The following is a 25392-nucleotide window of genomic DNA, read 5'->3' on the forward strand; positions in this document are numbered from 1 at the left end:
GCCCGCTCCGGACAAAGGATTCCCCCTCATGCGCATCCTCACCCTCGCTCTCATCGCGCTCGCGGGCACCAGCGTCGCGCAGGGCAGCCCGGCACAAACCTCCGCTGTGCCGTCCGACGCATCGCCCCGGTTCAGCCGGTTCAGCTATGAGGGGCGGTCGCCCGGCGCGGCACCGTTGCAGCGCAACCAGTATCGCAACCCGATCCTGTCGGGCTATTATCCCGATCCGTCGGTCACGCGGGTCGGCGAGGACTATTATCTCGTCAATTCGTCGTTCGCGCATTTCCCCGGACTGCCGGTCTTCCATTCGCGCGACCTCGTGAACTGGACTCAGATCGGCAACGCGATCGACCGCCCCGATCAGCTCGACTTCACCGGCATGCGGACGTCGCAGGCGGTCTTTGCCCCCGACATCTCCTATCACGACGGCGTCTTCTACATCGTCAACACCTGCGTCGAGTGCAAAGGCAATTTCGTCATCACCGCGCGCAATCCGGCCGGCCCCTGGTCCGCGCCGATCTGGCTGCCGTTCGAGGGCATCGACCCCTCGATCTTCTGGGAGGGAGACAAAGCCTATATCGTCAACAACCGCGGCCCCGCCGAACCCCCGCGCTATGACGGGCACCGCGCGATCTGGATCCAGGAATATGACTGGCGCAAGGGGCAGATGGTCGGCGAGAGCACGCAGCTCGTCAATGGCGGTGTCGACCTGTCGAAAAAGCCGGTCTGGATCGAAGGGCCGCACATCTTCCGCAAGGACGGCTGGTATTATCTGACCGCCGCGGAGGGCGGCACGAGCGTCAACCATTCTCAGGTCGTGCTCCGGTCGCGGACCTTGCGCGGCCGCTATGAGCCCTATGCCGGCAACCCCATCCTGACGCAGCGCGATCTCGACCCTGCACGCTCGCGGCCGATCACCTCGGCGGGGCATGCCGAACTGGTCCAGACGCAGACGGGCGAATGGTGGGCGACCTTCCTCGCGGTCCGGCCCTATGCCGGCGACTATTACAATATCGGTCGCGAGACGTTCCTGCTCCCCGTGACCTGGAAGGATGGCTGGCCGATCATCCTGCCCAGGGGGCAGCGCGTTCCCGAAGTCGCGGTCTCGCCCGGACTGCCCGCGCAGCGCCCGGGACCAGTGCCGACGGCCGGCGCCTTTTCCTATGTCGACGAGTTCGACGGCGATCGTCTGGCGATGCAATGGGTTGGTGTCCGCACCCCCAAGGCACCCTTTTATCGCCTCACTGGTGGAGAGCTCGTGCTCGGCCGGGGCGCGCCGATGGGCGATCTCGCGGGCGTCCCCGCCTTTGTCGGCCGGCGCCAGCAGCATCACGACGCGACGATCTCGACCACGCTGCGATTTTCGCCGAAAACCGGCGATCGTGCTGGCCTCGCCGCGATGCAGAGCGACAAGGCACATCTCTTCTTCGGGCTGACGCGGATAGCGGAGAAGCCCGTCGTGGCTCTCTATACGACGCAGGAAGGCAAGGAGCAGCTCGTCGCAAGCGCGCCGGTCGATCCGGCGGGCCCGGTCACGCTGACGATCGACGCCACCGGTGGCACGATGCGCTTCAGCTACACGACCGGCGCAACGCCTCGCACGCTCGTATCGGATGTCGACGTCCGGTTCCTGAGCACGCGGATGGCTGGCGGCTTCGTCGGGACGCTGGTCGGCCCCTACGCGTGGTCGCGCTGATCTCGCGTGGCACCGCTACGTGTCATCGCTGCGGGAGCGATGCCGAAATAAGAAAAAGGCGCGGGCTGGCTGACGTGCGGGCCCGCGCCTGAACCTCAGGCCTTCTTGCGCGCGCGCTTCGGGCTTGCGGCTGCTGCGACGTCCTCTTCCTCGTCCGGGCTGTCCTCGCCCGCCTCGGTCAGCGCCTCACCGAGCGCGCGCAGCTTGTCCTGCGACGTGTCAGCCTTTTCCGCGATCTTGGTCGTCGCGGCACCAAGCCGGTGCAGCAGCGCATGGACGCGGTCGGCGTCCGGCGTGTCCTTCTCGAGCTGCTTGCGCAGCGATGCCAGGTCGCGAAGAATGCCCTTGGCGCCGGGTGTCTCGATATCGGCGAGTGCGGCTTCCCAATCCTCGACCATGTCGGCGCCCTTGGCGGGCTTCGTCGCGTCGAGACCGCGATTGATCGCGTTCATCGTTCCTGCAAATTTGACGGCCATGTCTGCTCTCTCCTAGCCGGTATCGGCGAGCATCAACGCGGTCGGGCGTCACGAATGTCCCGCCATTCCTATCAACCTGCATCAACATGATCGCATTTTGTTCGGGCGCCCGCCGCGCGCGTCAGCGCAACCAGTTGCGCAGCAGGGCGGTGACCTCGCCCGGCCGTTCGAGCGGGGCGAGATGGCCGCAGCCCCGCAATTCGTGAAACCGCGCGCCCTCGATCAGCGTGGCCAGTGCGCGTGCATCGTCGGGCGTGCAGATCCGGTCGCGATCGCCCACCGCGACGAGCGTCGGCACGTGGATCGCGGCGATCGCATCGCTGATGTCGGGTCGTTCGAGCAGCGCGCGCTGCTGGCGTTCGAAGACCGCCTTGCCGACCCGGTCCGCCATCGCCTGCACCGGGCCCGCCACGATCGCGGTCAGTCGCGGATCGGCATGCGGCGCGGTCGCGAGCAGCCCCTGGCCGTCGACCGTCCGCGGACGCATCGTCATCGACGCGCGCGTGCCGAACAGCGCGACCCGCAGGACCCGGTCGGGCGCCTGCCGCACCATCTCCATCGCCACATAACCCCCCAGGCTGACCCCCGAGACCGCGAAGCGCGGCGGCGCCTTGGCCAGCACGCGCGCGGCCATCGCCGACAGCGTGTCGTCCTGCGAAAGGTCATGAAACTCGGGCTCGGCGAGCGCGGCAAGATCCATGATCTGCCGTGCCCAGAGTCGCCCGTCACAGCCCATGGCGGGGAGCAGCACGAGCGGGATCGGCGAACGGGTCATGCGGTGTCTCCGGTGGCGGGAAGCAGGGGGCGGATGGCGGGAGGCATCATCGGGCGGCCGGACCGGTCAGGCGACAAACGGGAAGGCGAGCGCGATCATGCCCACCACCGTCATCACCGCGCAGACCAGGATCGCCGGCACCAGCGTGAACCGCTGATGATCCGCCAGATCGATCCCGACCAGGCTGACGAGCAGATAGGTCGACGGCACCAGCGGGCTGAGCAGATGGACCGGCTGGCCCATCAGCGACGCGCGCGCGATCGCCTCGGGTGCGACGCCGTAATGCGCGCCCGCCTCGGCGAGGATCGGCAGCATCCCGAAATAGAAGGCGTCGTTCGAGATAAAGAAGGTGAAGGGCAGGCTGAGCGCTGCGGTGATCGGCGCCATATAGGGGCCCATCGCCGGCGGGATCACGCCGACCACCGCCTTGCTCATCGCCTCGACCATCCCGGTGCCGCCGAGGATTCCGGTGAAGATGCCGGCCGCGAAGATCAGCGACACGACCGCCAGCACATTGCCGGCATGCGCGGAGATGCGTTCCTTCTGGTCGGCGACGCCGGGATAGTTGACGATCATCGCGATCGCGAAGGCGAGCATCATCAGCACCGACAGCGGCAGGATGCCCCAGACCAGCAGCGTCAGCAGCGTGACGACAAGGGCTGCGTTGAACCAGATCAGCTTGGGCCGGCGCGCTTCGGGATATTGCGACACCGCCATGCCGGTGAACGTGTCGGTCGCGGTGATGCCCGCTTCGCCCATGCGCGCGCGCTCCTTGCGGCCGAAATACACCGCCAGCCCGACGAGGAAGGCGAGCCCTGCGATCATGCCGGGAATGAGCGGCAGGAACAGCGTCGCGGGATCGAGCTTCAGCGCGCTCGCCGCGCGCGCGGTCGGCCCGCCCCACGGCGTCAGGTTCATGATCCCGCTCGTCGTCATCAGCAGGCAGACGAGATACAGGCGGTTCATGTCGTAGCGCTTGTACAGCGGCAGCAGCGCGGCGATCGTGATGATGTAGGTCGTCGAGCCGTCGCCATCGAGGCTGACGAGCGCGCACAGCACGACCGTGCCGATCAGGATCCGCATCGGATCGCCGTGCACCATCCGGATCAGCCGTCCGACCAGCGGATCGAACAGGCCGGTGTCGGTCATCGTTGAGAAGAACAGGATCGCGAACAGCAGCATCACGCCGGTCGGCGCGAGGTTCTTGATCCCGTCGATCATCATCGGGCCGAGACCCGCGGCCTCGCCGGCAAAGACGCCGAAGATCGAGGGAATCACGATCAGCGCGACCAGCGGCGTCATCTTCTTGGTCATGATCAACGTCATGAACGTGGCGACCATCAGGAAGCCAAGCAGGGCAAGGTTCATCGCATCGTCCTAGAAAAGGGCGTGAAAAAGGGGGGTGGGGGCAAAACCCCCGTCATCCTGACGAACGTCAGGATCCAGGGTTACGGAGCGCCATCCTGTCTGGCTTTGGATCCTGACTTTCGTCAGGATGACGGAGCGGTAGATGCCGGAGAGGGCGCGCCGCATCAGAACGTCACACCGACGCGCGCGCTGACCGTCTGGCCGCTGTCGTTGCCGACATAGTCGCCCGCACGATTGTCGGTGTTCCACTGGATCGCGTTGACCTGGAACCGGGTGAAGCTGTTGAGATACCAGTTCACCCCGACCGTTGCGGCCCAGCCGTCGCCGCCGGTCAGCAGGTCGCTGTAATCGAGGCTCTCGTACCGCGCGGTCAGTTCGATCGCGCCGACGCCGCCATCGAAGGTGGGTTTGAGCACCTTGGGCTGGCCGAAGCTCCCGAGCCGCGGGTTATAGGGGGGCAGGTCGCCGGTCAGGAACAGACCACCCGACACGCTCCACGCCTTGCTGACGAAGTCGGGCCGGCCACCGTCGAGCCGCGCATTGCGCTGGCCGGCTTCGCCCATCACCCACAAGGGCCCGCGATAGCCCCCGAGCTCGACGCCGTAACCCGTCGTCCCGGTGCCGCCCGTCAGCGGTCCGCTCGACACGCGCAGCGCGCCATTGAAGCGCCCGCCGATCACCGTGTTGCGGGTCAGCGTGCCCGCGACGGACGACAGCGATTCGTCGAACCCCCAGAGCCCGACATGAAGCACGCCGGTGTCGGACTTGATCGGATTCCAGTGCGCGCGCCCGAGGACGGTGCGGCTGTCGCCGACCGTCTGCGTGCCGTCGATCCGGTCGCCGGTGACGGTGACCGACGCGTGGCCGGTCTTCCAGAAGATCCGCGGCATCACGCCGATGCCGTAGAAGCCGCGCTGCGGAATGATCGCGGTGGCGACCGTCGTGCGCTCGAGGAACGGGGTCGAGTCCGACCCGGTCGATCCTTCGAAGCTGCGGTCGTTGAACAGATGGCCTGCGCGCACGTCGTAATCGAGACCGGGCGTGATCCGGTTGCGCCAGCCGACGAACGCGGTGACGACGTCGACCTCGTTTTCGGAAAAGTCGCTTTCAAACTGATAGAAGAAATGCGTGCCGACGCCGCCTTCCAGACCGAGGCGCAGCGCGCGCATGCCCGTCGTCGTGATGTTGCGGCCGTCATATTTCGACCCGAAGCTCGAGCTCACATCGGTCAGGATCCGGCCGCGCGGCTTGAAGGTATAGACGCCGTCCGCCGAGTGGAAGACCGGCAGGCCCGCACCCCATTCGGTCGTCAGGCCCGATGGATTGTCGCGTGCCGCCACGGCCTGTGCCACGCTGCGGTCGGCCGGGCCGGGAGGCGCGAGCTGCGGTGCGAACGGCACGGTCCGCCGGGGCTCGCCCGTCTGCGCGAGCTGCGGCTGCGGCGCAGCGCCGGTCGGCTGGACAGGGGCCGCGGGCGCAGCCGCCTGTGCGACGACCGCGTTGGTCTCGAGCCGGTCGAGCCGGGACTTGAGCGTGGCGATCTCGGCCGCCTGCGCGCGGACCAGTGCGGCGAGGTCGGCGTCGCTGGGCGCCGGTGCCCCGGTCTGGGCGAGCGCGGGTGTCGCGATGATCAGCGCGACGAGAGCGCAGCCGGTACGAAATGGGGTCATCGGGAAGAGGCTCCGTTGGCAAGAAGGGCGGTCCAGTCGCGCAGGAAGCGCTGGCGTTTGAGATGATCGAGCGTGACGAGAAGCTGCGGTCCGACCCGGATCGGCCGGGCCTGCGCGGCGGGAAGGCGGCGCGCGGGGACGTCGGTGCGGACCGGCCAGAGGCTGCGCTTGGCGAGCAGTGATTGGCCTTCGCGCGACAGCAGGAAGTCGAGGAACAGCTTGGCGGCCGCCGGGTGCGCGGCTTCGCGCGCGATGAACGCGATCCGCGACGTGACGATCGTATAGTCCTTGAGGAACGCCACGCCGATCCGCGGATCGGTGCTCGCCCGCTCGAGCGCATAGGAGCCGATGACGTTGTAGGCGATCGCCTGCCGGCCCTCGGCGACGCCGCGCAGCATCGGCTCGCTGGTCCGTGACAGGACCGGCTTCGTAGCCGCGATCGCCTCCAGCAACGACCGCGTGTCGCGCGTGATCGCCATGTCCTCCGACAGATAGAGATAGCCGACATTCGAGCGTGACGGATCGAAGGTCGTCACGCGCCCGGTCAGCGCGGTGCGCTGCGTCCGCAGCAGCGCCTCCAGCTCGGCATGCGTCCGCGGCACGCGCGCCGGCGGCAGCAGCCGCTTGTTGTAGACGATCCCGATCGGCTCGGCGGTGACGCCGAAGCCCATGTTCTTCCAGACCGAGACGGCGGGCAGCGCGGGCTTTTCGGGACTGGCATAGCTTTGCGCGAAACCGTCGTTGATCAGCTTGACCTGCAGATCCATCGCCGACGACCAGACCAGATCCGCGGACAGGCGCCGCGCGCGCGTCTCGGCGACGAAGCGGCGATACATTTCGGTCGACCCGAGATCGGCGTAGAGGACGGTGATGCCGGGATAGCGTTTGCGAAACGCGGCGACCACCGGCAGCAGCTCGGCGCGATCGGCATTGCCATAGATCCGGACCTGCCGCTCGGCGCGTGCGCTTTCGATCAGCGTGTCATAGGAGCGGGGATAGCCCGCCGGACGCTGCGCCGACACCGCGGTCGTCGCGAACCCGGTCAGCGTGGCCAGCAATCCGATCGTGAGAACCATTCGTGCCATCGTCACCTCTCCTCGCCTTCCGTCTCTGTGTTCGGATAGGCAGTAGCGGTGGAATACGAATCGAAGCTGTCACCAACCTTTCACGCCCTTTTGAATCAACGAGGTAAGCCGATTTGCGCATTCTGCTGATCGAGGACGACGCCGCCCTCGCGCGCAGCATCGCGGCATTGCTGCGGGCGGGCGGCAATGCGGTCGATCATGTCGCGAGCGGCGAGGAGGCGCTCGGCATCGTCGCGGGCGAGCCCTATGCGCTGGTCATCCTCGATGTCGGGCTGCCCGGGATCGACGGTTTCGCGGTGCTCGAGACGCTGCGGCGACGCGGCGAGCGTGTGCCCGTGCTGATGCTGACCGCACGCGATGCGCTGGACGACCGCGTGCGCGGGCTCGATCTCGGCGCCGACGACTATCTGCGCAAACCGTTCGATCCCGAGGAGCTCGAGGCGCGGGTCCGCGCGCTGGGGCGACGACGCGGCGGCGATCCGCTCCCGGTGCTGAGCGTGGGGAGTTTGACGATGAACCGCTCGACGGGCGATGCGGATATCGCCGGCCGGGTCCTCGACCTGCGGCGTCGCGAACGCGCGGTGCTCGAGGCGCTGGCGATGCGCGCAGGCCGCGTCGTACCGCGCGAGCTGCTGATCGGCGAGGTGTTCGGGTTCGATGAGCCCGTCGGCGGCAACGCGATCGAGGTCCATGTCACGCGGTTGCGGACCAAGCTCGCGCCTGACGGCCCGGGTATCCGCACCGTCCGCGGCGTCGGCTATATGCTCGATGCGGGCTGAGGCGCGTGCCCCCGCGCTGCGGACGCGCCTGCTGGTGGCGGTGCTCGGCCCGCTGCTCGCGGCGGCAATCCTGATCGGCGTGGTCGGCGCGACGCTGATCACCGATGTCGTCCGGCGCACCAGCGACCGCGTGCTCGGGGGCGCGCTCGGCGCGATCGCGGAGACCGTGCAGGTTGAGCGCGGCGAGGTCACGCTCGACCTTCCCGCCGCCGCGTTCGGGATGCTCGAGAACGCCGAACGCGACAATGTCTATTACCGCATCGCGGTCGGCGGGGACCTGCTCACCGGCTATGCCGATCTGCCCGCACCCGATCCCGCCGCGCTCGCGGTCGATGTGCCCGCCTACCGCTTTGCGCGTTATCGCGGTCAGCGGATCCGCATCGCCGAGGTCCGTCGCGACCTGCCGCGGATCGACCGGCCGGTGATCGTGCAGATCGCCGAGACGATCGACAACCGGTCAGCCCTGACCCGTCGTCTGATGATCGCGCTGCTGATCGGCGAGTGCGTCCTGGTCGGTGGCGCCGCGCTGCTGCTCCGCCCGGCGCTGGGGTGGAGCCTGCGCCCGCTGGCCCGGTTGCGCGGTGCGATCGAGGCGCGTGACAAGCGGGCGCGGCCCGACTTCTCGCCGCTCGACACGGGGCCGCTGCCGCGCGAGCTCCGCCCGCTCGCCGGCGCGTTCGACCGACTGCTCGCGCAGCTCGATACCGCGACGGTCGGCGTGCGCCGCTTCACCGCCGACGCGTCTCACCAGATGCGCACGCCGCTTTCGGTCCTGAAGGTTCAGGTGGCGCTCGCGCGGCGCGGTTCGGGCGCCGAACGGCACGAGGCGCTCGACGAGATCGCCGATGCCGTGACGCGGCTCGAACGGCTCGTCACCCAGTTGCTGGCACTTGCGCGGGCGGAAGAGGCGGGGGTGTCCGCCCCGCTCGAAACCGTCGATCTGCGCGAGGTGGCCGCCGCGGTCATCACCCGCCAGATCAACCAGGCGATCGAGGCCGGGATCGACCTCACGCTCGAGACCGACCCGGTCGAAACCTACCGCGTGCCCGGGCACCGGACGCTCATCTTCGAAATCCTGTCGAACCTCGTCGACAACGGCATCCGCTATAACCGGCGCGGCGGTACGGTCACGGTCAGCCTCCAGACCTCGCGCGGGGAGACCGCGATCGCGGTGATCGACGACGGCCTGGGCATCGCCGACAGCCAGCGCGAGGTCGCGTTCGACCGCTTCGTCCGTCTCGGCGCACCGGGCAGTCCGGAGGGCAGCGGGCTCGGGCTCGCGATCGTCCGCTCCGCCGTTGCGCGGTTGAACGCGACCGTCGGGTTCGGTGCAGCGGACCGCGGCACGACGATCGTCGTCCGCTTCCCCGGCACCGCAGCGGCCGGCTGACGCCGTGCCCGTCAGCCGCGCAGCTTGCCCGGTGCGAAGGATTTCGGCGCCACCGCCGGGGCCGCATCCCCGGCGCCGCGATCGAACAGATGGTCGAGCATCGCCGCCATCGCCCTGTGGCCGGTATCGGTCAGGCTGACATGCACGCGTCGGTGATCCGCGGGATCGACATGGCGTCGCAGCAGCTCGGCCTGTTGCAGCCGATCGATCCGCCGCATCGTCCCCGCCGCACTGCCCCCCGACATCAGCGTCAGATCCTTCACGCAGAGCGTCTCGCCGGTGGCGGCCGCAATGAACAGGTCGATCATCATGTCCCAGGCCGGATCGACCAGCAGGTCCTGTGGCAGGAACGCGCTCATCGTCGCGCGCAGCTGGCGGGCCTGGCGCGCGCGGGCGAGCAAGGCGGGTGCGATCGGTCGCGGGGCGCCCGCGCCGGGTGCGCGGAGGTTGCGGCGTGCGACATCGGTCATCGTTCGCGCAGCGCCTCCCGCGCCCGGTTGAGGGGTTTGACGAGATACTGAAGCACGGTCTTGCTGCCGGTATGGATATCGACCGTCGCGACCATGCCGGGGGTGATCGCGAACTTCGCGCCGGCCTTGTTCGTCAGCGAATCCGCCTTGGTCCGCACGAACACGCGGTAATAGAGGATGTCGGGCTTCACCTCGTCGCGGATCGTGTCGGGCGAGATGCTGACCACGCTGCCCGTCAGGCCGCCATAGATCGAATAGTCATAGGCGGTCACCTTGACGCTGGCTGCCTGGCCGGGGCGGATGAAGGCGATGTCGCGCGGCTGGATTCGCGCCTCGATCAGCAGCCGGTCGTCGAGCGGGACGATCTCCATCAGCTTGCCATTGGGGGGCACGACGCCGCCGATCGTCGACACCTCGATATTCTTGACGACCCCGCGCACCGGCGAGCGCAGCGTGAGGCGCGACAGCGTGTCGGACCGTCCGCGCACGACCGGTGCGAGCGAGTCGACCTGTTCGGTGACCTTCGCCAGATCCTGCCGCGCCTCGACCATATATTGCGATCGCAGATCGGCCTTTTTGAGCTCGAGCTCGGCCCGCTGGCGTTGCAGCCGCAGCACCTCGACATTGCTCGCCGCGCCGACCGCGATCAGCGATTCCCCGATCCGCACCTCGCGTCCGATCAGCGCGAGGCTCTGGTCGATCAGCTGGATCGACGATTGCAGGCTGCGTCGCCGGGTGTCGTGGAGCCGCGTCTCGGCGGCCTTCAACTCGGGATAGCGGTCGAGTTCGGCGGCAAACGTCAGCGGCGTGCCGTTCGCCTCCGCCGTCAGCCGCGCGACGCTGGCCAGCGCGGCGCGGTATTTGGCGGCGGTCTCGTCGACGGTCGACCCCGCCTGGGTCGGATCGAGCTGCGCGAGGAGCTGCCCCGGGGTGACGATATCGTCCTGGCGCACCGGAAGCTTGGTCAGGATCCCGCCCTCGAGCGACTGGATGACCTGTTCGCGGCTGGTCGGCACGACGCGTGCTTCGCCCGTCGCCACCTCGTCGAGGGCCGCGAACCACGCCCAGCCGAGTGCGGCCACGAACAGCGCGGCCAGGATCCAGACGAGCCGCGTCGCGGTCGCGAGCCGGACGCTGCCTTCGCCGCCGAACAGGTGGTCGTCGTCGATCGCCCGCGCGCTCATGCCGCCGCACTCCGCGTCCCGCGCATCTGCGCGAGGATCTGATCCTTGGGGCCGTCGAGGACGATGGTGCCGTTGTCGATCACGATGATCCGGTCGACGATCTCGAGCATCCGCATCCGGTGCGTCGCGACGATCAGCGTACGCGTGCGGCTCCACGCCCCGAGCCGCGCGATGAAGTGCCGCTCGGTCCCCTCGTCCATCGCCGCGGTCGGCTCGTCGAGCAGCGCGACGCTCGGCTGGCGAAGCAGCAGCCGCGCGAGCAGCAGCCCCTGGATCTGCCCACCCGACAGGCCTCTGCCCCCCTCCTGCACGACATGGCCGAGCCCGTCGCGCAGCCGCCGGACCATAGTGTCCGCGCCGACCATCGCGAGCATCTCGCTGATCTCCCTGTCCGACGCCATCGGCGCGCCGAGCGTCAAATTCTCCCGCAGCGTCCCGTGAAACAGCCGCGAGGTCTGGGTCAGCAGGCCGATGTCGCGGCGGACATCGGCGGGATCGACCTGATGCAGCGCGAGACCGTCGAGCAGCACCTCGCCCGACACCGGCTGCAGCATCCCCGACAGGCCCTGGAGCAGCGTCGACTTGCCCGCGCCGTTGCGCCCCAGCAACGCGATCCGCTCGCCCGCCGCGATGTCGAGCGTCTGGACCGTCAGGGCAGGGGGGGCGTTGGGGTCGGCATAGGTGAAGACCGCGGACCGCAGCGTGAAGTCGCCCTGGACGACGGGCAGCGGGATGCGGTGATCCGCGTCCGCGGTGTCGACGGGCAGCGCCATGATCTGGTTGAGGCTGCCCATCGCCACCTTGGCATGCTGGAACCGGCTGAGCAGCTGGGTCACCTGGGCCATCGGCGCCATCATCCGCGAGCCGAGGATCGAGGTCGCGACCAGCACGCCGGTGGTGATGTCACCCGCGATCACGAGCGGTGCGCCGACGAAGATGATCGCGGCATAGACGCCGTTCTGGACGCTCTGGGTCCACACCGACAGGCCGTTGGTCAGCCCGCGCAGCCTGAGCTGCGCCTCGCCCGCGACCGCGGTATAGTGGTTCCACTGGTGGTGGAACCGGTCCTCGGCCTGCAGTGCCTTGATGTCCTCGATACCCTGCACCGATTCGACCAGCATCGCGTTGCGCAGCGAGGATTCGCGCATCGACTCGGTCGCGTACATCCGCAGCCGGCGTTGCGCGAGCAGCCCCGGCAGCAGCAGCAGGACCAGCGCCGCGAGCGGCACCAGCGCCAGCGCGCCGCCGACATACCAGAGCACGCCGAGGAACAGCAGGAAGAAGGGCATGTCGGCGACGGTCGCGACGGTCGTCGAGGTCAGCATGTCGCGCACCTGGTCGAGGTCGCGCAGCTGCGAGATGAACGTCCCGGTCGAGGTCGGGCGCGCGCGGTTGCGAACCCGCAGCGCGTGACCGAAGACCCGGTCCGAGATGCGCAGATCGGCCCGCTTGCCAAGCACATCGACGATGTTCGTGCGGAGCCGTCGCAACACGAAATCGAAGCCGATCGCGATCAGCACCCCGACGAACAGGATCGTCAGCGTCGGGATCGAGCCCGCCGGCACGACGCGGTCATAGACCTGCATCGAGAACAGCACGCCCGCGAGCCCCAGGCAGTTGGTCACCACCGACGCGACCATGACATGGCCGTAGGACGGCGCGTCGGCCATCAATATGTCGCGCAGCCAGTGATCCTGGAACGGCCGGATATAGGCGTCGATACGTGTGTCGGGCGCCGAGCGCGACGGCCGGGGAATGACATAGCCGGTCGCGCCGGCGGTCAGCTGGTCGATCGGCAGATGCGTCGCTCCGCCCCGGTCGCCCGGCACGATCAGCCGGGCCTGGCCCTCCGCGTCGATCCCCTCGATCAGCGCGATCTCGCCGTCGCGCAGCCGGACGATCAGCGGCAGCCGCCAGCTCGTCAGCCGCATCCCCGCGGCGGGGACGAACTGCACGCCGAGCCCGGTCGCGCGCGCGAGCGTGCGGACCCGCGCCTCGTCGTCGTCCCCCAGCTCCCAGTGTGCGGCAAGCCGCGCACGCTGTTCGGACAGCGGCAGGCGATAGTGGCGGGCAACGCGGCCAAGCAGGTCGAGCCAGCCGTCGATGCCGGCCCCCGCTCCGCCCGCCGCCACCGCGATCGGCACCCGATCGGCGGTCACAGCGTCACCCCGCGCACCGTCGCGCCGGACAGCGCGAATGCGTCGCGCATCCGCCCCGACAGATACAGGCAATCGACCTGAAGGCTGCGCAGGGTCTGCGCGACGTTCACCGCCTCGAACCGGACCTGCTGGAATTCCTGTTCGGCGTTGAGCAGATCGACGAGCGTGCGCGTGCCCATTTCGAGATACTGGATCCGGTACAGCCGGCCCGTCTCGCGCATGTTGGTCTGGCGCGACTGCAGCGTGGCGACGACCTGTGACAGGCTGTCGATCTGCTGGCGCGCCTCGGCCAGCCGCTGGCTGCTCTCGTTGCGGACCCGGCGCGTGGCCGCCTGCGCCGCCTCCAGCTCGAACGCCGCGCCGCGCGCACGCGCACGCGTGACCCCGCCCGCGAAGATGTTGCTCGAGACGCGCAGGCCGACATTGTAGATGCTGCGATTGCCGAGCGGCGCGGTCACGTCGGTCGAGGCGTCGCCGCCGATCGACAGCGTCGGATAGCGGTCCGCGCGGCTGCGACGCAGCGCGGCGGCGGCGCGGTCCGCCTGCGCCTCGGCGGCCATGACCAGCGGCACCGTCTCCCAGGCGGGCACCGGACCCGAACAGCTCCGCATCAGCCAGTCCGGAACGTCGGCGGACACCGCGGCGGGCGGGGCGTCGCGACCGAGCAGGAAAGCGAGGTTGCTCGCCCAGCGGCGTTCCGCCGCCTCGACCGTCGCGAGGCTCGCGATCGCCGCCTCGACCCGCGCCTGCGCCTGCAGCGCATCCGATCGCGTCGCGGCACCAAAGGCGGTACGCTTGCCGACAAGCTCGCTGATCTCGCGGATCCGGTCCGCCTGCTCGGCCGCGATGATCCGCTGTGCCGACGCGCGCTGATATTCGATCACGGCATAGGCTGTGTCGCGGATCAGCGTGTCGACCGCGAGCAGCATCTCGGCACGCCCGACCCGCGTCCCGGCGCGCGCGCCCGCGATCTCGCTCGACACCTTGCCGAAATCGAACAGCATCTGCGACGCGCCCAACTGGGGTCGCGGCCGCAGGGTGCCCGATACGCGGCTGTCAAACCCGCTGCCGATCCCGGCGCTGACGGTGGGGAGATAGCCCGCGCGTGCCGCCTTCACCTCCTCGCCGCGCGCCGCCAGCGCGCCCGCTGCCTCGGTCAGCGACGGATGCCAGGCGACCGCTTCGCGTGCCGCGGTTTCGAGCGTCACCGGACCCGGCGTCGCGGGGCCAGGGGTGTCGACCGCTTGCCCGGCGTTACACGGCACAGCCGCCAATAGGACGCCCGCGGCCAGCGATCGCATCGCGCTCATAGTGGAAGTGATCATCGCGTCCCTGTCCTCTGCTGGCACCAGCAAAGGACAGGGGTGCTTAACGAAACGTATAGAGTAAACGGTCTTTAAGTTGCTGAAATGGTTCTAGAAAAGACCAGTTTCGAATGCTTATACAACATGACTGGTGACTAGTCCGTTCTGGTCCTGATCCGGGATAGTGGCGAGGTAGTCGAACGGATCGACGACGGTGGCGATTTCCGTGACAACGATCGGATCGAACGAAACCGTATCGGGCTCTTCTCCGATCGATGCTTGCGGTTCTGCTGCAAGATACTGTGACAGCACGTCCTCCAACTCGCCCTGACCCTCGAACAGATCATAGGTGGCGAGCCCGATCACCGGCCCGGCCGCCGCGAACGCGCCCGATTCGACGCTCGGAACTGTCAGAGCGTCGAGCGGGATGACGTCGAGGTCCCCGGTCTCCACCAGCGCCGTCAGCTCCGCGAAGCCGCTCGCGTCCGATGCGATCGATGCGAAGCCCGCCGCGGCGGCGGGTCCGTCGGCGGGGACGTCGATCGTCACGGTCAGCGTCGCGGTGGACAGCACGCCATTGGGCTGGACGAGCTGATAGGTGAAGCTGTCGGTGAGATCGACTGCGGAGAAGCCGAGCGTCGCGCTGGGCTGATAGGCATAGCCCCCGGTCTCATCGATTTGCAGCGTGCCATATCGGCCGGTCAGCGTGACCGGGGTTTCGCCGATCTCGGCAAAACCGCTGCCGCGACCGACGCGGATCGCCGCGAAGCCGGTGTTGGTCGTGTCATTGTCGAGCAGATTGCCCGTCGCGGTCTCGCGCGTCGCCAGCGTGTAATCGTTGAGGAACAAGGTGCTCGAGCCCAGCGAGACCGTGGTGCCGAAACTCCCGACGCTCAGCGCAGCATTGCTGCTGACCTGGTAGGAATAGCTGCCGCTGGGCAGGTCGTCGAAGGTGAAGGTCGCGACGCCGCCGAGCCCCAGGTTCAACGCCGTATTGATGGTGCCGGTGCGAACGACGACTCCCTCGGCGTTCCGCACGCTGACGGTATAGGCCGGCAGTACGGAGAGCAGCCCGCCCGTTCGTGCGGCGACGATCGTGATATCCGACACCGCGGCGGGGGCGACGGTGAAACTGCCGGTGCCCGTGCCGGTGACCTGCCCCGTCAGGATGGTCCCGGTCGACGGGAAGTCGAACGTCCGTGCGGGCGGCAGCGTCGTGACGACGTTCTGGAACGTCACGTCGGCAAACGCCTGGTCGGCGACCGCAAGCGGTGCGCCGGTGATGTCCGGGCTCCCGATCGCGATCGTCAACGTCGCGGTTTCACGCTCGCCATCGGTCGGGTCGACCAGCGTGTAGGTAAAGGTCTCGGTCCGCCCGATCGCGCCGGCATTCGCGACGGGGGTGTAGCTGTAGCTGCCGTCGGGGTTGATCCTCAGGCTGCCCCAGGTGCCGGTGACGCTGCTCCCGTCCGGTCCGACGTCGGTCGTCACGCCGTTGACCGTGACGCTGGCGACGCGGGTTCCGGGGCCCGTGACGTCGATCTCGCCACCCGGGCCCGCGTCGGTGATGACGTTGCCGGTCGCCGCGATCGGCGTTGCACCGGCAATGTCGGTGAAGTCCGAATCGATCCCGGCGACCGACAGATCGCCGAGCAGCCCAAGTCCCGCCGTTCCCTGGAAGGTCAGGAAGGCCCGGTACACGCCCGGTCCCAGCGTCTCGGTCGCGCTGAGATTGCCGTTGAGCAGACCGATCTCGAGCAGCGAGGCCGGCCCGCTGCCGGTGACCGCGACCCATTGCGTCCCCACCAGCCGCTGCACGACCACCGCATAGTCGCTGGCGACGCCGATCGACACCGCCGCGTCATAGGTAAACCGTGCATCCAGGCTGTGGCCCTCCGCCACCGAGAAGCGGACGTTGCGGACCGCGAGCACCTCGGCGTCGAGGTTGACGAGGCCCAGCGAGACAAGGGCGAGATAGCGGGCGCTGCCCAGATCGACCGGGGCCGTGGTCGGCAGGAGATCGAGTCCGGCGGCGTCGACATTGCCGAACGCGGCGATGTCGAACGGGGCGGCGATGCTGGCCGGGACCGAGACATTCCCCGTGGTATCGGCCTGGGTGACGCTCAGCGTCCCGCCCGCCGCCTGTGCCGGCGCCAGCGTGACCGTATAGCGGCCCTCGGCATCGACGGTCGCGACACCGATCAGCGTGGCATCGGGACCGCGAACCTCGACCCGTGCGCCGACCTCGCCCGTCCCGGTCAGCGTCGTGCCATCGTTGGTGATCGCCGAAATGATCGGCGGCGGCGGGGCGGTGATGTCGGGCGCCGCGACGGTCGCGATGGCCGAGACGTTGCCGGTGGGATCGGCCTGGCTCGCCGACAGCGTCTCGCCGTTGACCGGCGCCGGGCTCAGCTGCGCGGTGTAGCTGCCATCCGCGGCCACCTGCGCAGTGCCCAGGATGACGGCACCGAGACGGATCGTCACGGTCGCACCCGGCTCGCCGATCCCGGTTGCCGTGCTGCCGTCCGGTGCGATCGTGACGACGGGCAGGGCGGGGGCGGTGTAATCGGGCGCTACCAGCGCGATTGGCGTCGAGACATTGCCCGCAGCGTCAGCCTGTGTCGCGGCCAGCGTCTGGCCATCGGTCTGCGCCGGCGTCAGCGTCACTGCATAGGCGCCGTTCGCGCCAACGATCGCGGTGCCCAGACTGGTCGTGTCGGCCGCGCGGATCGTGATCGTCGCGCCCGGCTCGCCCGTGCCCGTGACGACGCTTCCCGTCAGATCGAGGATTGCCGTCGGGGCGGCGGGGGCGGTCAGGTCGGGCGCGACCGCGGTGGCGGGCGGCGAGACGTCGCCGTCCGCGTCGGTCTGCGTGACGCGGACCGTCTCGCCGTCGATCCGGGCGGGGACGAGCGCGATCCGGTAGCCTCCGTCCGGACCGGCGACGCCGGTGCCGATGATCGTCCCGACCGCGTCATAGACGATGATCGCGGCACTGGCATTCGCCGTCCCCGCCACCGCAGCGCCATCCGGGTCGACCGCGGCGCTCGGCGCATCGGGCGTGGTATCGGCGACGAGGTCCGGTGCGGTCGCGGTCACGATGGGCGAGCCGTTTCCGGCAACGTCCCGCTGGTCGACCCCCAGCACTTCGCCGTTGGTCTGCGCCGGATCGAGCGGCACCGTATAGGTGCCGTCGCCCTGGACGACGGCCTGACCCAGCACGCGGCCCAGCGGATCGCGGACGGTCACCGTCGCTCCCGCCTCGCCCGTACCGGTGAGCGTGAGTCCATCGGGCGCGACGGTGGCCAGCGGCGCGGCCGGCGCGGTCAGGTCGGCGGCGGTCAGCGTGGTCGCGGGCGACGGATTGCCCGCGGCATCGGCCTGCGACACGCTGAGTGTCTGGCGGTCGATCTGCGGCGTCGCGAGCGTGACGCTATAATCACCTTGCGCGGTGACGATCGCGGTTCCCAGCGGCGTACCAAAAGCATCGCGGACCGTCAGCGTCGCGCCGGGCTCGCCGGTGCCCATGACGACCGATCCGCTGGCGTCGAGCATCGCGACGGGCGCAGGCGGCGCGGTGATGTCCGGGGCCGTCACGCCAGTCGACACGGAGACATTGCCCGCCGCGTCGGCCTGCGTCACGCCGAGCCTCTCGCCATTGGCCTGCGCCGGGGTCAGCGTTGCGGCATAGCTCCGGTCCTCCGCGACGATCGCGGTACCGATCACGATGCCCGCCGCGTTGGTGACGCTGATCGTCGCACCCGGGGCGCCGGTACCGGTCGCGATACTGCCATCGCCGCTGATCGTCGCGGTGGGGGCGTCGGGTGCGGTGGTGTCGGGAGCGAGCAGACCCACCGGGGCGGAGATATTCCCCGCGCGGTCGGCCTGGACGACCGACAGCGCCTCGCCGTCGAGCTGCGGGGGGGTGAGGGCGACGGCATAGGCGCCGTCGGCGGCTACGATGGCGGTCCCAAGGGTCGCTCCGCCGGGCGCGGTGACGGTCACGGTGGCGCCGACTTGGCCCGATCCGGTGACGACCGAACCGTCCCCGCTGATCGTCGCGGTCGGCACGCCGGGCGCGGTGATGTCGGGGGCGATCGCGGTGGCGGGTGCGGACACATTGCCCGCCGCGTCGGTCAGCGTCACGCTCAGCGTCTCGCCAACCGCTTGGGCGGGGTCGAGCGCGACGCGGAAACCGCCATCGGCGGCGACGGTCGCGGTACCGATCGCGGTGCCGGATGGATCGCGCACGGTGACGATCGTACCGGCCTCACCCGTGCCGACGAGGAGGCTGCCATCGCCCTCGACGGTCGCCGTCGGCGCTGCAGGGGCGGTGACGTCGGGCACCGCGACCAGCGCAGGCGCCGAGACATTGCCCGCGGCATCCGCCTGCGTCACCGCGAGCGTCCCGCCATCGCGCTGCGCAGGATCGAGGATCACCGCAAAGGCGCCGGCGGCGTTCGCTGTCGCGGTGCCGATCACGGTGCCGTCGGCATCGCGCACCGTGATCGCCGCGCCGGCGTCGCCAGTCCCGGTCAGCGCTGTGCCCGTCTGGTCGAGCACCGCGCTGGGGGCGTCGGGCGCGGTCAGGTCGGGCGCGATCGCGGTCGCGGGGGGCGAGACATTGCCGTCGCCGTCGGTCTGGGTCACGCGGATCGTCTCGCCGTCACGCAGCGCAGGGACGAGCGCGATGCTATACTGTCCGTCGCCCGCGGCGAGACCCGTCGCGATCACCACCCCATCGGCATCGAACAGCGTGACCGTCGCGCCCGCTACCGCGCTCCCCGTCACGGCGCTGCCGTCGATGGCGATCGTCGCGGTCGGTGCATCGGGGCCGAGATCGGCGACCAGATCGGGCGCGACAGCGGTCGCCTGGGGCGAGGCGTTGCCCGCGGCATCGACCTGCTGCACGCTCAGCGTTTCCCCGTCGATCTGCGGCGGAGTCAACGTTACGGTATAACTGCCATCGCCCGCGACGATGACCGTGCCGATCACCGCCCCGACCGGGCTGCGCACCGTCAGCGTCGCACCCGCTTCTCCGGTTCCGGTCAGGCTCGCACCATCGGCGGCGACGGTCGCAGTCGGCGCGGGCGGGGCGGTCTGGTCGGGTGCGATCAGCGCGGTGGCGGGCGAGACATTGCCGGCGGCATCCGCCTGCACGACCGAGATAAGCTGGCTGTCGATCTGCGGCGGGACGAGCACGACATCGTAATTGCCGCGCAAATCCACGATCGCCACGCCGATCTCGGTATCGTTCGCGTCGCGGACCGAGATCCGGGCGCCGGGCTCGCCGGTGCCGCTCAAGATCGTCCCCGTCGCATCGAGCGCGGCAGCCGGGGCCGCCGGCGCGGTCACGTCGGGGGCGATCAGCGACAGTGGGGACGCGGCATTGCCTGCGGCGTCCGTCTGGATCACCGCGAGCCGTTGGCCATTCGCCTGTGCCGGGTCGAGCAGCACGCTATATTGCCCGTCGACCCCGACCTGCGCGGTGCCGATCGTGGTGCCGGCAAGGTCGCGGACCACGATCTGCGCGCCAGGTTCGCCCGTCCCCGTCACCAGCGTCCCGTCCCCGTTGATCGCGGCGACTGGCTGCGCCGGCGCGGTGAAGTCGGGCGCGATCGTGCTCGCCGTGCCCGACACGTTGCCCGCGGCGTCGCTCTGGACCGCCTCGACCCGCTCACCATCGGTCTGCGCCGATCGCAACGTGATTTCATAGCGTCCGCCGGCGTCGACGCTTCCGCTTCCGAGCACAACGCCGTCCTCGCCGGTGATGGTGACGGTCGCACCCGGCTCGCCCGTGCCGGTCGCGATCGTGCCGGTGCCGTCGAGCGCGATCGTCGGTGCCGCCGGCGCGGTGAGGTCGGGCGCAATCACCCCGACCACGGGCGAGGCATTGCCCGCCGCATCCGCCTGGCTGACGCCCAGCGTCTCGCCATTGGTCTGCGCCGGCGACAGCGGCACCGTAAAGCCGCCGCCCGTCCCGGCGGTCGCGGTGCCGATAACGACACCATTGGCGTCGGTCACAGTCACGGTCGCGCCCGGCTCGCCGGTGCCGCTGAGCAGCGTCCCGTCGCCGTTCACCGCAGCGGCGGGGGTCACCGGCGCGGTGAGGTCGGGCGACGCGATCTGCACCGCAGCGGAGACATTACCCGCAGCATCGGTCTGTGTGACAGCGAGGCTGCCGCCACTCGCCTGCGCGGGCGACAGCGGCGTAGTAAAGCTGCCGTCCGCCGCCACGACGACGCTGGCGATCACAATGCCAGCAGCATCACGCACCGTGACGGTCGCACCCGCTTCACCGCGCCCGGTGACGGTCGCGCCACCAGCGTCGATCACCGCCTCGGGCGCGCCAGGTGCGGTGGTATCGGGCGCAGCGACCTGCACGGCGGGGGAGACATTGCCCGCTGCATCGGTCTGCGTGCTGGCGAGGCTGCCGCCATTGGCTTGCGCCGGTGACAGTGGCGCAGCGAAGCTACCGTCCGCCGCCACCACGACGCTTGCGATCACAATGCCCGCAGCGTCGCGCACCGTGACGGTCGCACCCGCTTCGCCCCGACCGGTGATCGTCGCACCACCAGCATCGATCGCCGCCTCGGGCGCGCCGGGTGCAGTGGTATCGGGCGCAGCGACTTGCACGGCGGGGGAGACATTGCCCGCTGCGTCGGTCTGCGTGACGGCAAGGCTGCCGCCATTCGCCTGCGCGGGCGACAGCGAGGCAGTGAAGCCGCCGTCCGCCGCCACGACAACGGTTCCGATTACGGTGCCGGCAGAATCGCGGACCGTGACGGTCGCGCCCGCTTCGCCGCGCCCGGTGACGGTCGCACCACCAGCGTCTATCGCTGCCTCGGGCGCGCGAGGTGCGGTGGTATCGGGCGCAGCGACCTGCACGGCGGGGGAGACATTGCCCGCAACGTCGGTCTGCGTGACGGCAAGGCTGCCGCCATTGGACTGAGCGAGTGACAGTGGCGCAGCGAAGCTGCCGTCCGCCGCCACGACGACGCTGCCGATCACATTGCCCGCAGCGTCGCGAACCGTGACGGTCGCACCCGCTTCGCCGCGCCCGGTGACGGTCGCGCCACCAGCGTCGATCGCTGCCTCGGGCGCGCCGGGTGCAGTGGTATCGGGCGCAGCGACTTGCACGGCGGGGGAGATATTGCCCGCTGCGTCGGTCTGCGTGACGGCAAGGCTGCCGCCATTGGCCTGTGCGGGCGACAGCGGCGTAGCGAAGCTGCCGTCCGCTGCCACGACGACGCTGGCGATCACATTGCCCGCAGCATCACGTACCGTGACGGTCGCGCCCGCTTCGCCGCGCCCGGTGACAGTCGCGCCACCAGCGTCGATCGCCGCCTCGGGTGCACCGGGAGCTGTGGTATCGGGCGCAGTGATCTGCACGGCGGGGGATACGTTACCGGCAGCATCGGTCTGCGTGACGGCAAGATTTCCACCATTGGCCTGCGCTGGAGACAGCGGTGCCGTGAAGCTGCCGTCCGCCGCCACGACGACGCTGCCGATCACAATGCCCGCGGGATCGCGCACGATGACCGTCGCGCCGGCCTCGCCGAGCCCGGTGACGGCCGTGCCGTCGCTTGCGATCGTGACGCTCGGAGCGGCGGGGGGTGTCGTGTCGGGCGGGGTGATGACGGGCGGGGTCGTCACAGGTGGGGTGGTGACGGGCGGGGTGGCCGGATCGGGCTGGGTCGCGGGGGTATCCGAGCCGCCGCCGCCGCCCAGTGCCGCCGCCGCGCCGCCTGCCGTGACCACCCCGCCCAGCAGGGCAGCGGGCAGCGCGAGCGAGGCGCCACCGCCGCCGCCCGCCGCCGCGACAAGGTCCTCGGGATCCTCGAGCGGGACGAAGCGCGGCGCGCCCGGCGCGACGCGCGCCTGCCACATGGTGCCGCCGGGTTCGTTCAGGACGAGATCATGCGGTGCGACCCCGGCATCTTCAGGATGGAAATTGGCGACCTCGACATGGTCGCCATTGGTCAGCCGGACGATGAGCGCATTGCCCTCACGCTCGAACCCCGCAACTTCGGAGCGGGCAAGGTCGAGCCGGACGACGCTCGGCGCATCGAGGCTCACGGCCTCTCCCGATACGCGCGTGACGGCCCCGGTTGCTTTCGAGATGACGTGTACGTCCATGCTTCATCCTCCTGTGCGGGTCAGCGGCGCGGCGGTGCCGACGGTCCCAGCGGGCACGTCGACGACCTTCGAAACTGCTGGCTTCTCGAGAGGGACAAAGCGCGGCGCGGTCGGGGGGCCGCAACCATTCCGCTATCGGAATCAATTCCGCGGCCAAGGTCATGGCACGGCAGCGCGCCGGCCAAAAAAAAAGGCGCCGCCGGAGGATCCGGCAGCGCCCCAGTCAGGCTCGGCGTATCGCGATCAGATGCGGCGACGCGTCGCGGCGGTCGCGCCGGCCCCTGCGGCGGCGGCACCGATCAGCAGCGCGATCACCACCATGAACGACGTGCCCGCAGCGGCCCCTGCGGCGGTGTCGGTCGCCGACTTGGCGGTCGCGATCGTCTCGTCCTTGGTCTTGACGAACTGTGCCTTGGCGCGCGTCACCTGAGCCTGGGCTTCGGGACGGGCGATCTTGCGCTGCGCGGCGACGATGTCGACGATGCGGCTCTCGGCACGCGCGCCGTCCGGCCCGCCACGGGCGAGTGCGGGAAGCTGCTTGGCGACTTCCTTCTGCGCCTGCTCCGCCGTCATCTGTGCAGGATCCGACGGTGCGTCCGACAGATAGGCGGCCGCCTCTTCGCGGACGTCGCCCGTATCGACGCCGGCGACGTCGGCGACCTTGGGCGCGGCAGCTCCGATCCCGGTCCCGGCTGCGGTTGCAACCGAGCCGACGGTGCGGAAGGCGCCGCCGATGATCCCGCCGACCGCCGAGGTCAGCAGGTACAGCGTCAGGATCAGCGTCACGCCCCAGACCACGAGCCCGTGGACGAGCCCGTCGAACCGGTCATGGACCCCGGCGACACGCGCCGCGGCATAGCCGCCCGCGCCAAGCGCGATGATCGTCGTGACGATCCAGTACAGCCCGGCACCGATGCCGAAGCCGGCAGCGCCCGGCGTCGTACCCTCGACCGGGTCGACCAGCGTCAGGCCGATGCCCGTGCCGAGAATACCCAGCACGAGCTGGACTGCGATCGCGAGGACGACGCCGGCAAAGATCGCCCCCCAGGATATGCGGCTTGGCGTCTTCGCAAGACGCAGGTCGTCGGCCGGCAGAACGCCGGGTGTCGTGGTGATCGTCATAGATGCTCCTGTTGAATAGTGCCCGCGACGGCGTCAGTCGGCTCCGTCGCGGTCGATGGAATGGTCCGCTTCATGCGGCTCGGCCTGGGCCTGCTTCGCGCCGGCCTTGCTTTCGCGGCGGCCGCTGCGTTCGACACCGGGGTCGCCGATGATCTTGCCGATCGCCTCCTGGACGGAGCCCTTGGCCTGGCGCGCGCGTCCGGTCCTGCTGCCGGCCTTGCCGCCTGGTGTCGTGTCGTCGGTCATGCTGCGACCTCCTTGCTTGCCGCATCGGCCGGATGACGCGCGGGCAGCGAGTCTCCGTCAAAGCCGCGCGCGCGCGCCCAGGCTGCGGCGGCGTTGCGGCGGTTGACCCCGATCTTCGAATAGATCCGCGCGACATGGTTGCGCACCGTATTGCCCGAGACGTCGAGGGTCCGCGCGATCGACTTGTCGTCGAGCCCGCGACAGATCAGCGCCAGCACCTCGCGCTCGCGCGGAGTGAGCTCGTCGAGCCCGACGCCGACCGGATCGGCCTGCGGCGTCCGGATCCGCGCCAGCTTCTCCATGATCGACCGGCTGAGCCAGCTCGTATCCTGCATCACCGCCTCGATCGCATGGACCAGCTCGCGCTCGGATGCCTTGCGCGTGCTGATGTCGCGCATCGCCCACAGCATGCACGGTTCGCCGCCGAGCTGGATCGGTTCGCTCGAGACGATCCCGTCGATCACCTGACCCGATTTCAATCGGAGCCGCAGTTCGCGGTCGCGGATCGGCCGGTCGGCGGCGATCTCGCCCTCGATCTCGTGCTGGATCGCACCGGTCTCCCACAGATCGACGACCCCGAGCGGCCGATCGACGATGTCCGCCGCCGTATAGCCGGTCAGCTCGGTGAACGCCTCGTTGACGTCGCACAGCCGGTGGCCGTCGCGGGTGCCGATCGCCAGCGCGACCGGCGCGAGCGAGAAGGTACGCGTGAACCGGTCCTCGCTGTGGCGCAGCGCGGTCTCCGCCTTGCGACGCGGTTCGAGGTCCGCGAAGGTGAACAGCATGCACGCCTGCTCGGCCAGATCGATCGGCTGGCCTGCGACGATCACCAGCTTGGTACCGCCTGCGGGCAGGTCGAGCTCGGCCTCCATCTGCGGGATCGTCCGCCCCTCGCACAGCCGCTGCTTTGCCACGTCGCGCTTGTCGGCATGCGCGAGGATGTCGAGATCGTAGAGCGTGTGCGCGAGGACCCCGTCGCGTTCATGCCCGGTCATGTCGAGAAAACCCTGATTGACCTTCACGAACTTCAGATCGCACAGCCGGCATATCACCGCGGGCGCGGGGTTCGCGTTGAACGACTGCTCGAAACGGTCCTCCGCCTCGAACTGCGCCGAGACGTCCTGAATGACGAGCACGAGGCATTCGGGCTCGTCCTGGTCGTCGGTGAGGACGAGGCTGCGGACCTGATGGACCCAGCGCGGGCTGTCCTCGCCCGCGACCGCCACCTCGACCACCACCTGCGAAAACGCCTCGCCCGATACGACGCGTTCGATCGGATAGTCGTCTTCGCCCAACCGGTGGTTGTTGCGATAGCGCAACTGGAACTTTGCCCGATAGGCGTCGACCGTCGCCCCCAGATCCTCGACCGCGTCGACCCCGTGCATCGCGAGCGCCGCAGCGTTCGCCCACAGGATCGACTGGTCCGGATCGATCAGGATCACGCCCTCGTCGAGCCCCGCGATGATCTGGCGCAGATGGCGCAGATCGGCGGAGTCGCGCAGCGACTTGAGGGCGGGGGCGGCGGTCAT

General features: G+C 69.6%; 16 protein-coding genes. 3 read left to right on the top strand and 13 right to left on the bottom strand.

What is annotated here, in order from left to right; all coding sequences use genetic code 11:
• The first annotated feature begins 28 nt into the window (after positions 1-28).
• Positions 29-1696, top strand: a complete 1668-nt coding sequence (locus J3A66_RS01150) for a glycoside hydrolase family 43 protein (RefSeq protein WP_209566610.1) — start codon at positions 29-31, stop codon at positions 1694-1696.
• Positions 1697-1791: 95 nt separating this feature from the next.
• Here J3A66_RS01150 and J3A66_RS01155 read toward each other — a convergent pair whose 3' ends face one another.
• From J3A66_RS01155 to J3A66_RS01175, 5 genes are all read right to left on the bottom strand, one after another.
• On the bottom strand, positions 1792-2172 hold the full coding sequence (locus J3A66_RS01155) for a hypothetical protein (RefSeq protein ID WP_235516467.1): 381 nt from the start codon (positions 2170-2172) through the stop codon (positions 1792-1794).
• Positions 2173-2293: 121 nt separating this feature from the next.
• A complete protein-coding gene (locus tag J3A66_RS01160) occupies positions 2294-2947 on the bottom strand; it encodes an alpha/beta fold hydrolase (RefSeq protein ID WP_031440721.1) in 654 nt (217 codons plus the stop codon).
• Between the two features lie 66 nt (positions 2948-3013).
• Complete coding sequence (locus tag J3A66_RS01165) at positions 3014-4315, bottom strand: CitMHS family transporter (RefSeq protein ID WP_056408458.1); 1302 nt, start codon at positions 4313-4315, stop codon at positions 3014-3016.
• Positions 4316-4479: 164 nt separating this feature from the next.
• Entirely contained in the window at positions 4480-5985 is a 1506-nt protein-coding gene (locus J3A66_RS01170; RefSeq protein WP_107045812.1) for a porin, read from the bottom strand.
• A complete protein-coding gene (locus J3A66_RS01175) occupies positions 5982-7070 on the bottom strand; it encodes an ABC transporter substrate-binding protein (RefSeq protein ID WP_209566611.1) in 1089 nt (362 codons plus the stop codon). Before J3A66_RS01175 ends, J3A66_RS01170 begins: the two co-directional genes overlap by 4 nt.
• Before the next feature lie 113 nt (positions 7071-7183).
• Here J3A66_RS01175 and J3A66_RS01180 point away from each other — a divergent pair, with 113 nt between their 5' ends.
• Together J3A66_RS01180 and J3A66_RS01185 are read left to right on the top strand one after the other, a co-directional pair.
• Positions 7184-7849, top strand: a complete 666-nt coding sequence (locus tag J3A66_RS01180) for a response regulator transcription factor (RefSeq protein WP_031439546.1) — start codon at positions 7184-7186, stop codon at positions 7847-7849.
• Entirely contained in the window at positions 7839-9239 is a 1401-nt protein-coding gene (locus J3A66_RS01185) for a sensor histidine kinase (protein WP_209566612.1), read from the top strand. Before J3A66_RS01180 ends, J3A66_RS01185 begins: the two co-directional genes overlap by 11 nt.
• Before the next feature lie 11 nt (positions 9240-9250).
• On the opposite strand, the gene J3A66_RS01190 is transcribed toward J3A66_RS01185, so the two are convergent.
• The 8 genes from J3A66_RS01190 to J3A66_RS01225 form a co-directional block, all read right to left on the bottom strand.
• Positions 9251-9709 carry a MarR family transcriptional regulator gene (locus J3A66_RS01190; protein WP_107933826.1) on the bottom strand — a complete coding sequence of 153 codons (459 nt, stop codon included), beginning with the start codon at positions 9707-9709 and terminating at the stop codon, positions 9251-9253.
• On the bottom strand, positions 9706-10893 hold the full coding sequence (locus J3A66_RS01195; protein ID WP_192138858.1) for an HlyD family type I secretion periplasmic adaptor subunit: 1188 nt from the start codon (positions 10891-10893) through the stop codon (positions 9706-9708). Before J3A66_RS01195 ends, J3A66_RS01190 begins: the two co-directional genes overlap by 4 nt.
• On the bottom strand, positions 10890-13052 hold the full coding sequence (locus J3A66_RS01200) for a type I secretion system permease/ATPase (RefSeq protein ID WP_348633968.1): 2163 nt from the start codon (positions 13050-13052) through the stop codon (positions 10890-10892). The genes J3A66_RS01195 and J3A66_RS01200 overlap by 4 nt, the downstream gene beginning before the upstream one ends.
• The gene (locus tag J3A66_RS01205) at positions 13049-14377 is read right to left on the bottom strand and encodes a TolC family protein (protein ID WP_245336656.1); all 1329 of its coding nucleotides are present in this window, start codon (positions 14375-14377) and stop codon (positions 13049-13051) included. Before J3A66_RS01205 ends, J3A66_RS01200 begins: the two co-directional genes overlap by 4 nt.
• 114 nt (positions 14378-14491) lie before the next feature.
• A complete protein-coding gene (locus J3A66_RS01210) occupies positions 14492-22495 on the bottom strand; it encodes a BapA/Bap/LapF family large adhesin (RefSeq protein ID WP_209566613.1) in 8004 nt (2667 codons plus the stop codon).
• A gap of 243 nt (positions 22496-22738) precedes the next feature.
• On the bottom strand, positions 22739-23617 hold the full coding sequence (locus tag J3A66_RS01215; protein ID WP_031440047.1) for a hypothetical protein: 879 nt from the start codon (positions 23615-23617) through the stop codon (positions 22739-22741).
• A gap of 33 nt (positions 23618-23650) precedes the next feature.
• Complete coding sequence (locus J3A66_RS01220) at positions 23651-23863, bottom strand: CsbD family protein (RefSeq protein WP_209570577.1); 213 nt, start codon at positions 23861-23863, stop codon at positions 23651-23653.
• Complete coding sequence (locus J3A66_RS01225) at positions 23860-25392, bottom strand: PAS domain S-box protein (protein WP_209566614.1); 1533 nt, start codon at positions 25390-25392, stop codon at positions 23860-23862. The genes J3A66_RS01220 and J3A66_RS01225 overlap by 4 nt, the downstream gene beginning before the upstream one ends.

It is taken from the genome of Sphingomonas sp. PvP018 (assembly GCF_017876865.1).
GTDB classification, from domain to species: Bacteria; Pseudomonadota; Alphaproteobacteria; order Sphingomonadales; family Sphingomonadaceae; genus Sphingomonas; species Sphingomonas aerolata.

What these genes read in the sequence shown, in the direction of transcription:
- J3A66_RS01155 (WP_235516467.1), bottom strand. Translation starts at nt 2,172, where the DNA reads ATGGCCGTCAAATTTGCAGGAACGATGAACGCGATCAATCGCGGTCTC.
- J3A66_RS01160 (WP_031440721.1), bottom strand. Translation starts at nt 2,947, where the DNA reads ATGACCCGTTCGCCGATCCCGCTCGTGCTGCTCCCCGCCATGGGCTGT.
- J3A66_RS01215 (WP_031440047.1), bottom strand. Translation starts at nt 23,617, where the DNA reads ATGACGATCACCACGACACCCGGCGTTCTGCCGGCCGACGACCTGCGT.
- J3A66_RS01195 (WP_192138858.1), bottom strand. Translation starts at nt 10,893, where the DNA reads ATGAGCGCGCGGGCGATCGACGACGACCACCTGTTCGGCGGCGAAGGC.
- J3A66_RS01185 (WP_209566612.1), top strand. Translation starts at nt 7,839, where the DNA reads ATGCGGGCTGAGGCGCGTGCCCCCGCGCTGCGGACGCGCCTGCTGGTG.
- J3A66_RS01175 (WP_209566611.1), bottom strand. Translation starts at nt 7,070, where the DNA reads ATGGCACGAATGGTTCTCACGATCGGATTGCTGGCCACGCTGACCGGG.
- J3A66_RS01190 (WP_107933826.1), bottom strand. Translation starts at nt 9,709, where the DNA reads ATGACCGATGTCGCACGCCGCAACCTCCGCGCACCCGGCGCGGGCGCC.
- J3A66_RS01225 (WP_209566614.1), bottom strand. Translation starts at nt 25,392, where the DNA reads ATGACCGCCGCCCCCGCCCTCAAGTCGCTGCGCGACTCCGCCGATCTG.
- J3A66_RS01150 (WP_209566610.1), top strand. Translation starts at nt 29, where the DNA reads ATGCGCATCCTCACCCTCGCTCTCATCGCGCTCGCGGGCACCAGCGTC.
- J3A66_RS01210 (WP_209566613.1), bottom strand. Translation starts at nt 22,495, where the DNA reads ATGGACGTACACGTCATCTCGAAAGCAACCGGGGCCGTCACGCGCGTA.
- J3A66_RS01170 (WP_107045812.1), bottom strand. Translation starts at nt 5,985, where the DNA reads ATGACCCCATTTCGTACCGGCTGCGCTCTCGTCGCGCTGATCATCGCG.
- J3A66_RS01165 (WP_056408458.1), bottom strand. Translation starts at nt 4,315, where the DNA reads ATGAACCTTGCCCTGCTTGGCTTCCTGATGGTCGCCACGTTCATGACG.
- J3A66_RS01205 (WP_245336656.1), bottom strand. Translation starts at nt 14,377, where the DNA reads ATGATCACTTCCACTATGAGCGCGATGCGATCGCTGGCCGCGGGCGTC.
- J3A66_RS01220 (WP_209570577.1), bottom strand. Translation starts at nt 23,863, where the DNA reads ATGACCGACGACACGACACCAGGCGGCAAGGCCGGCAGCAGGACCGGA.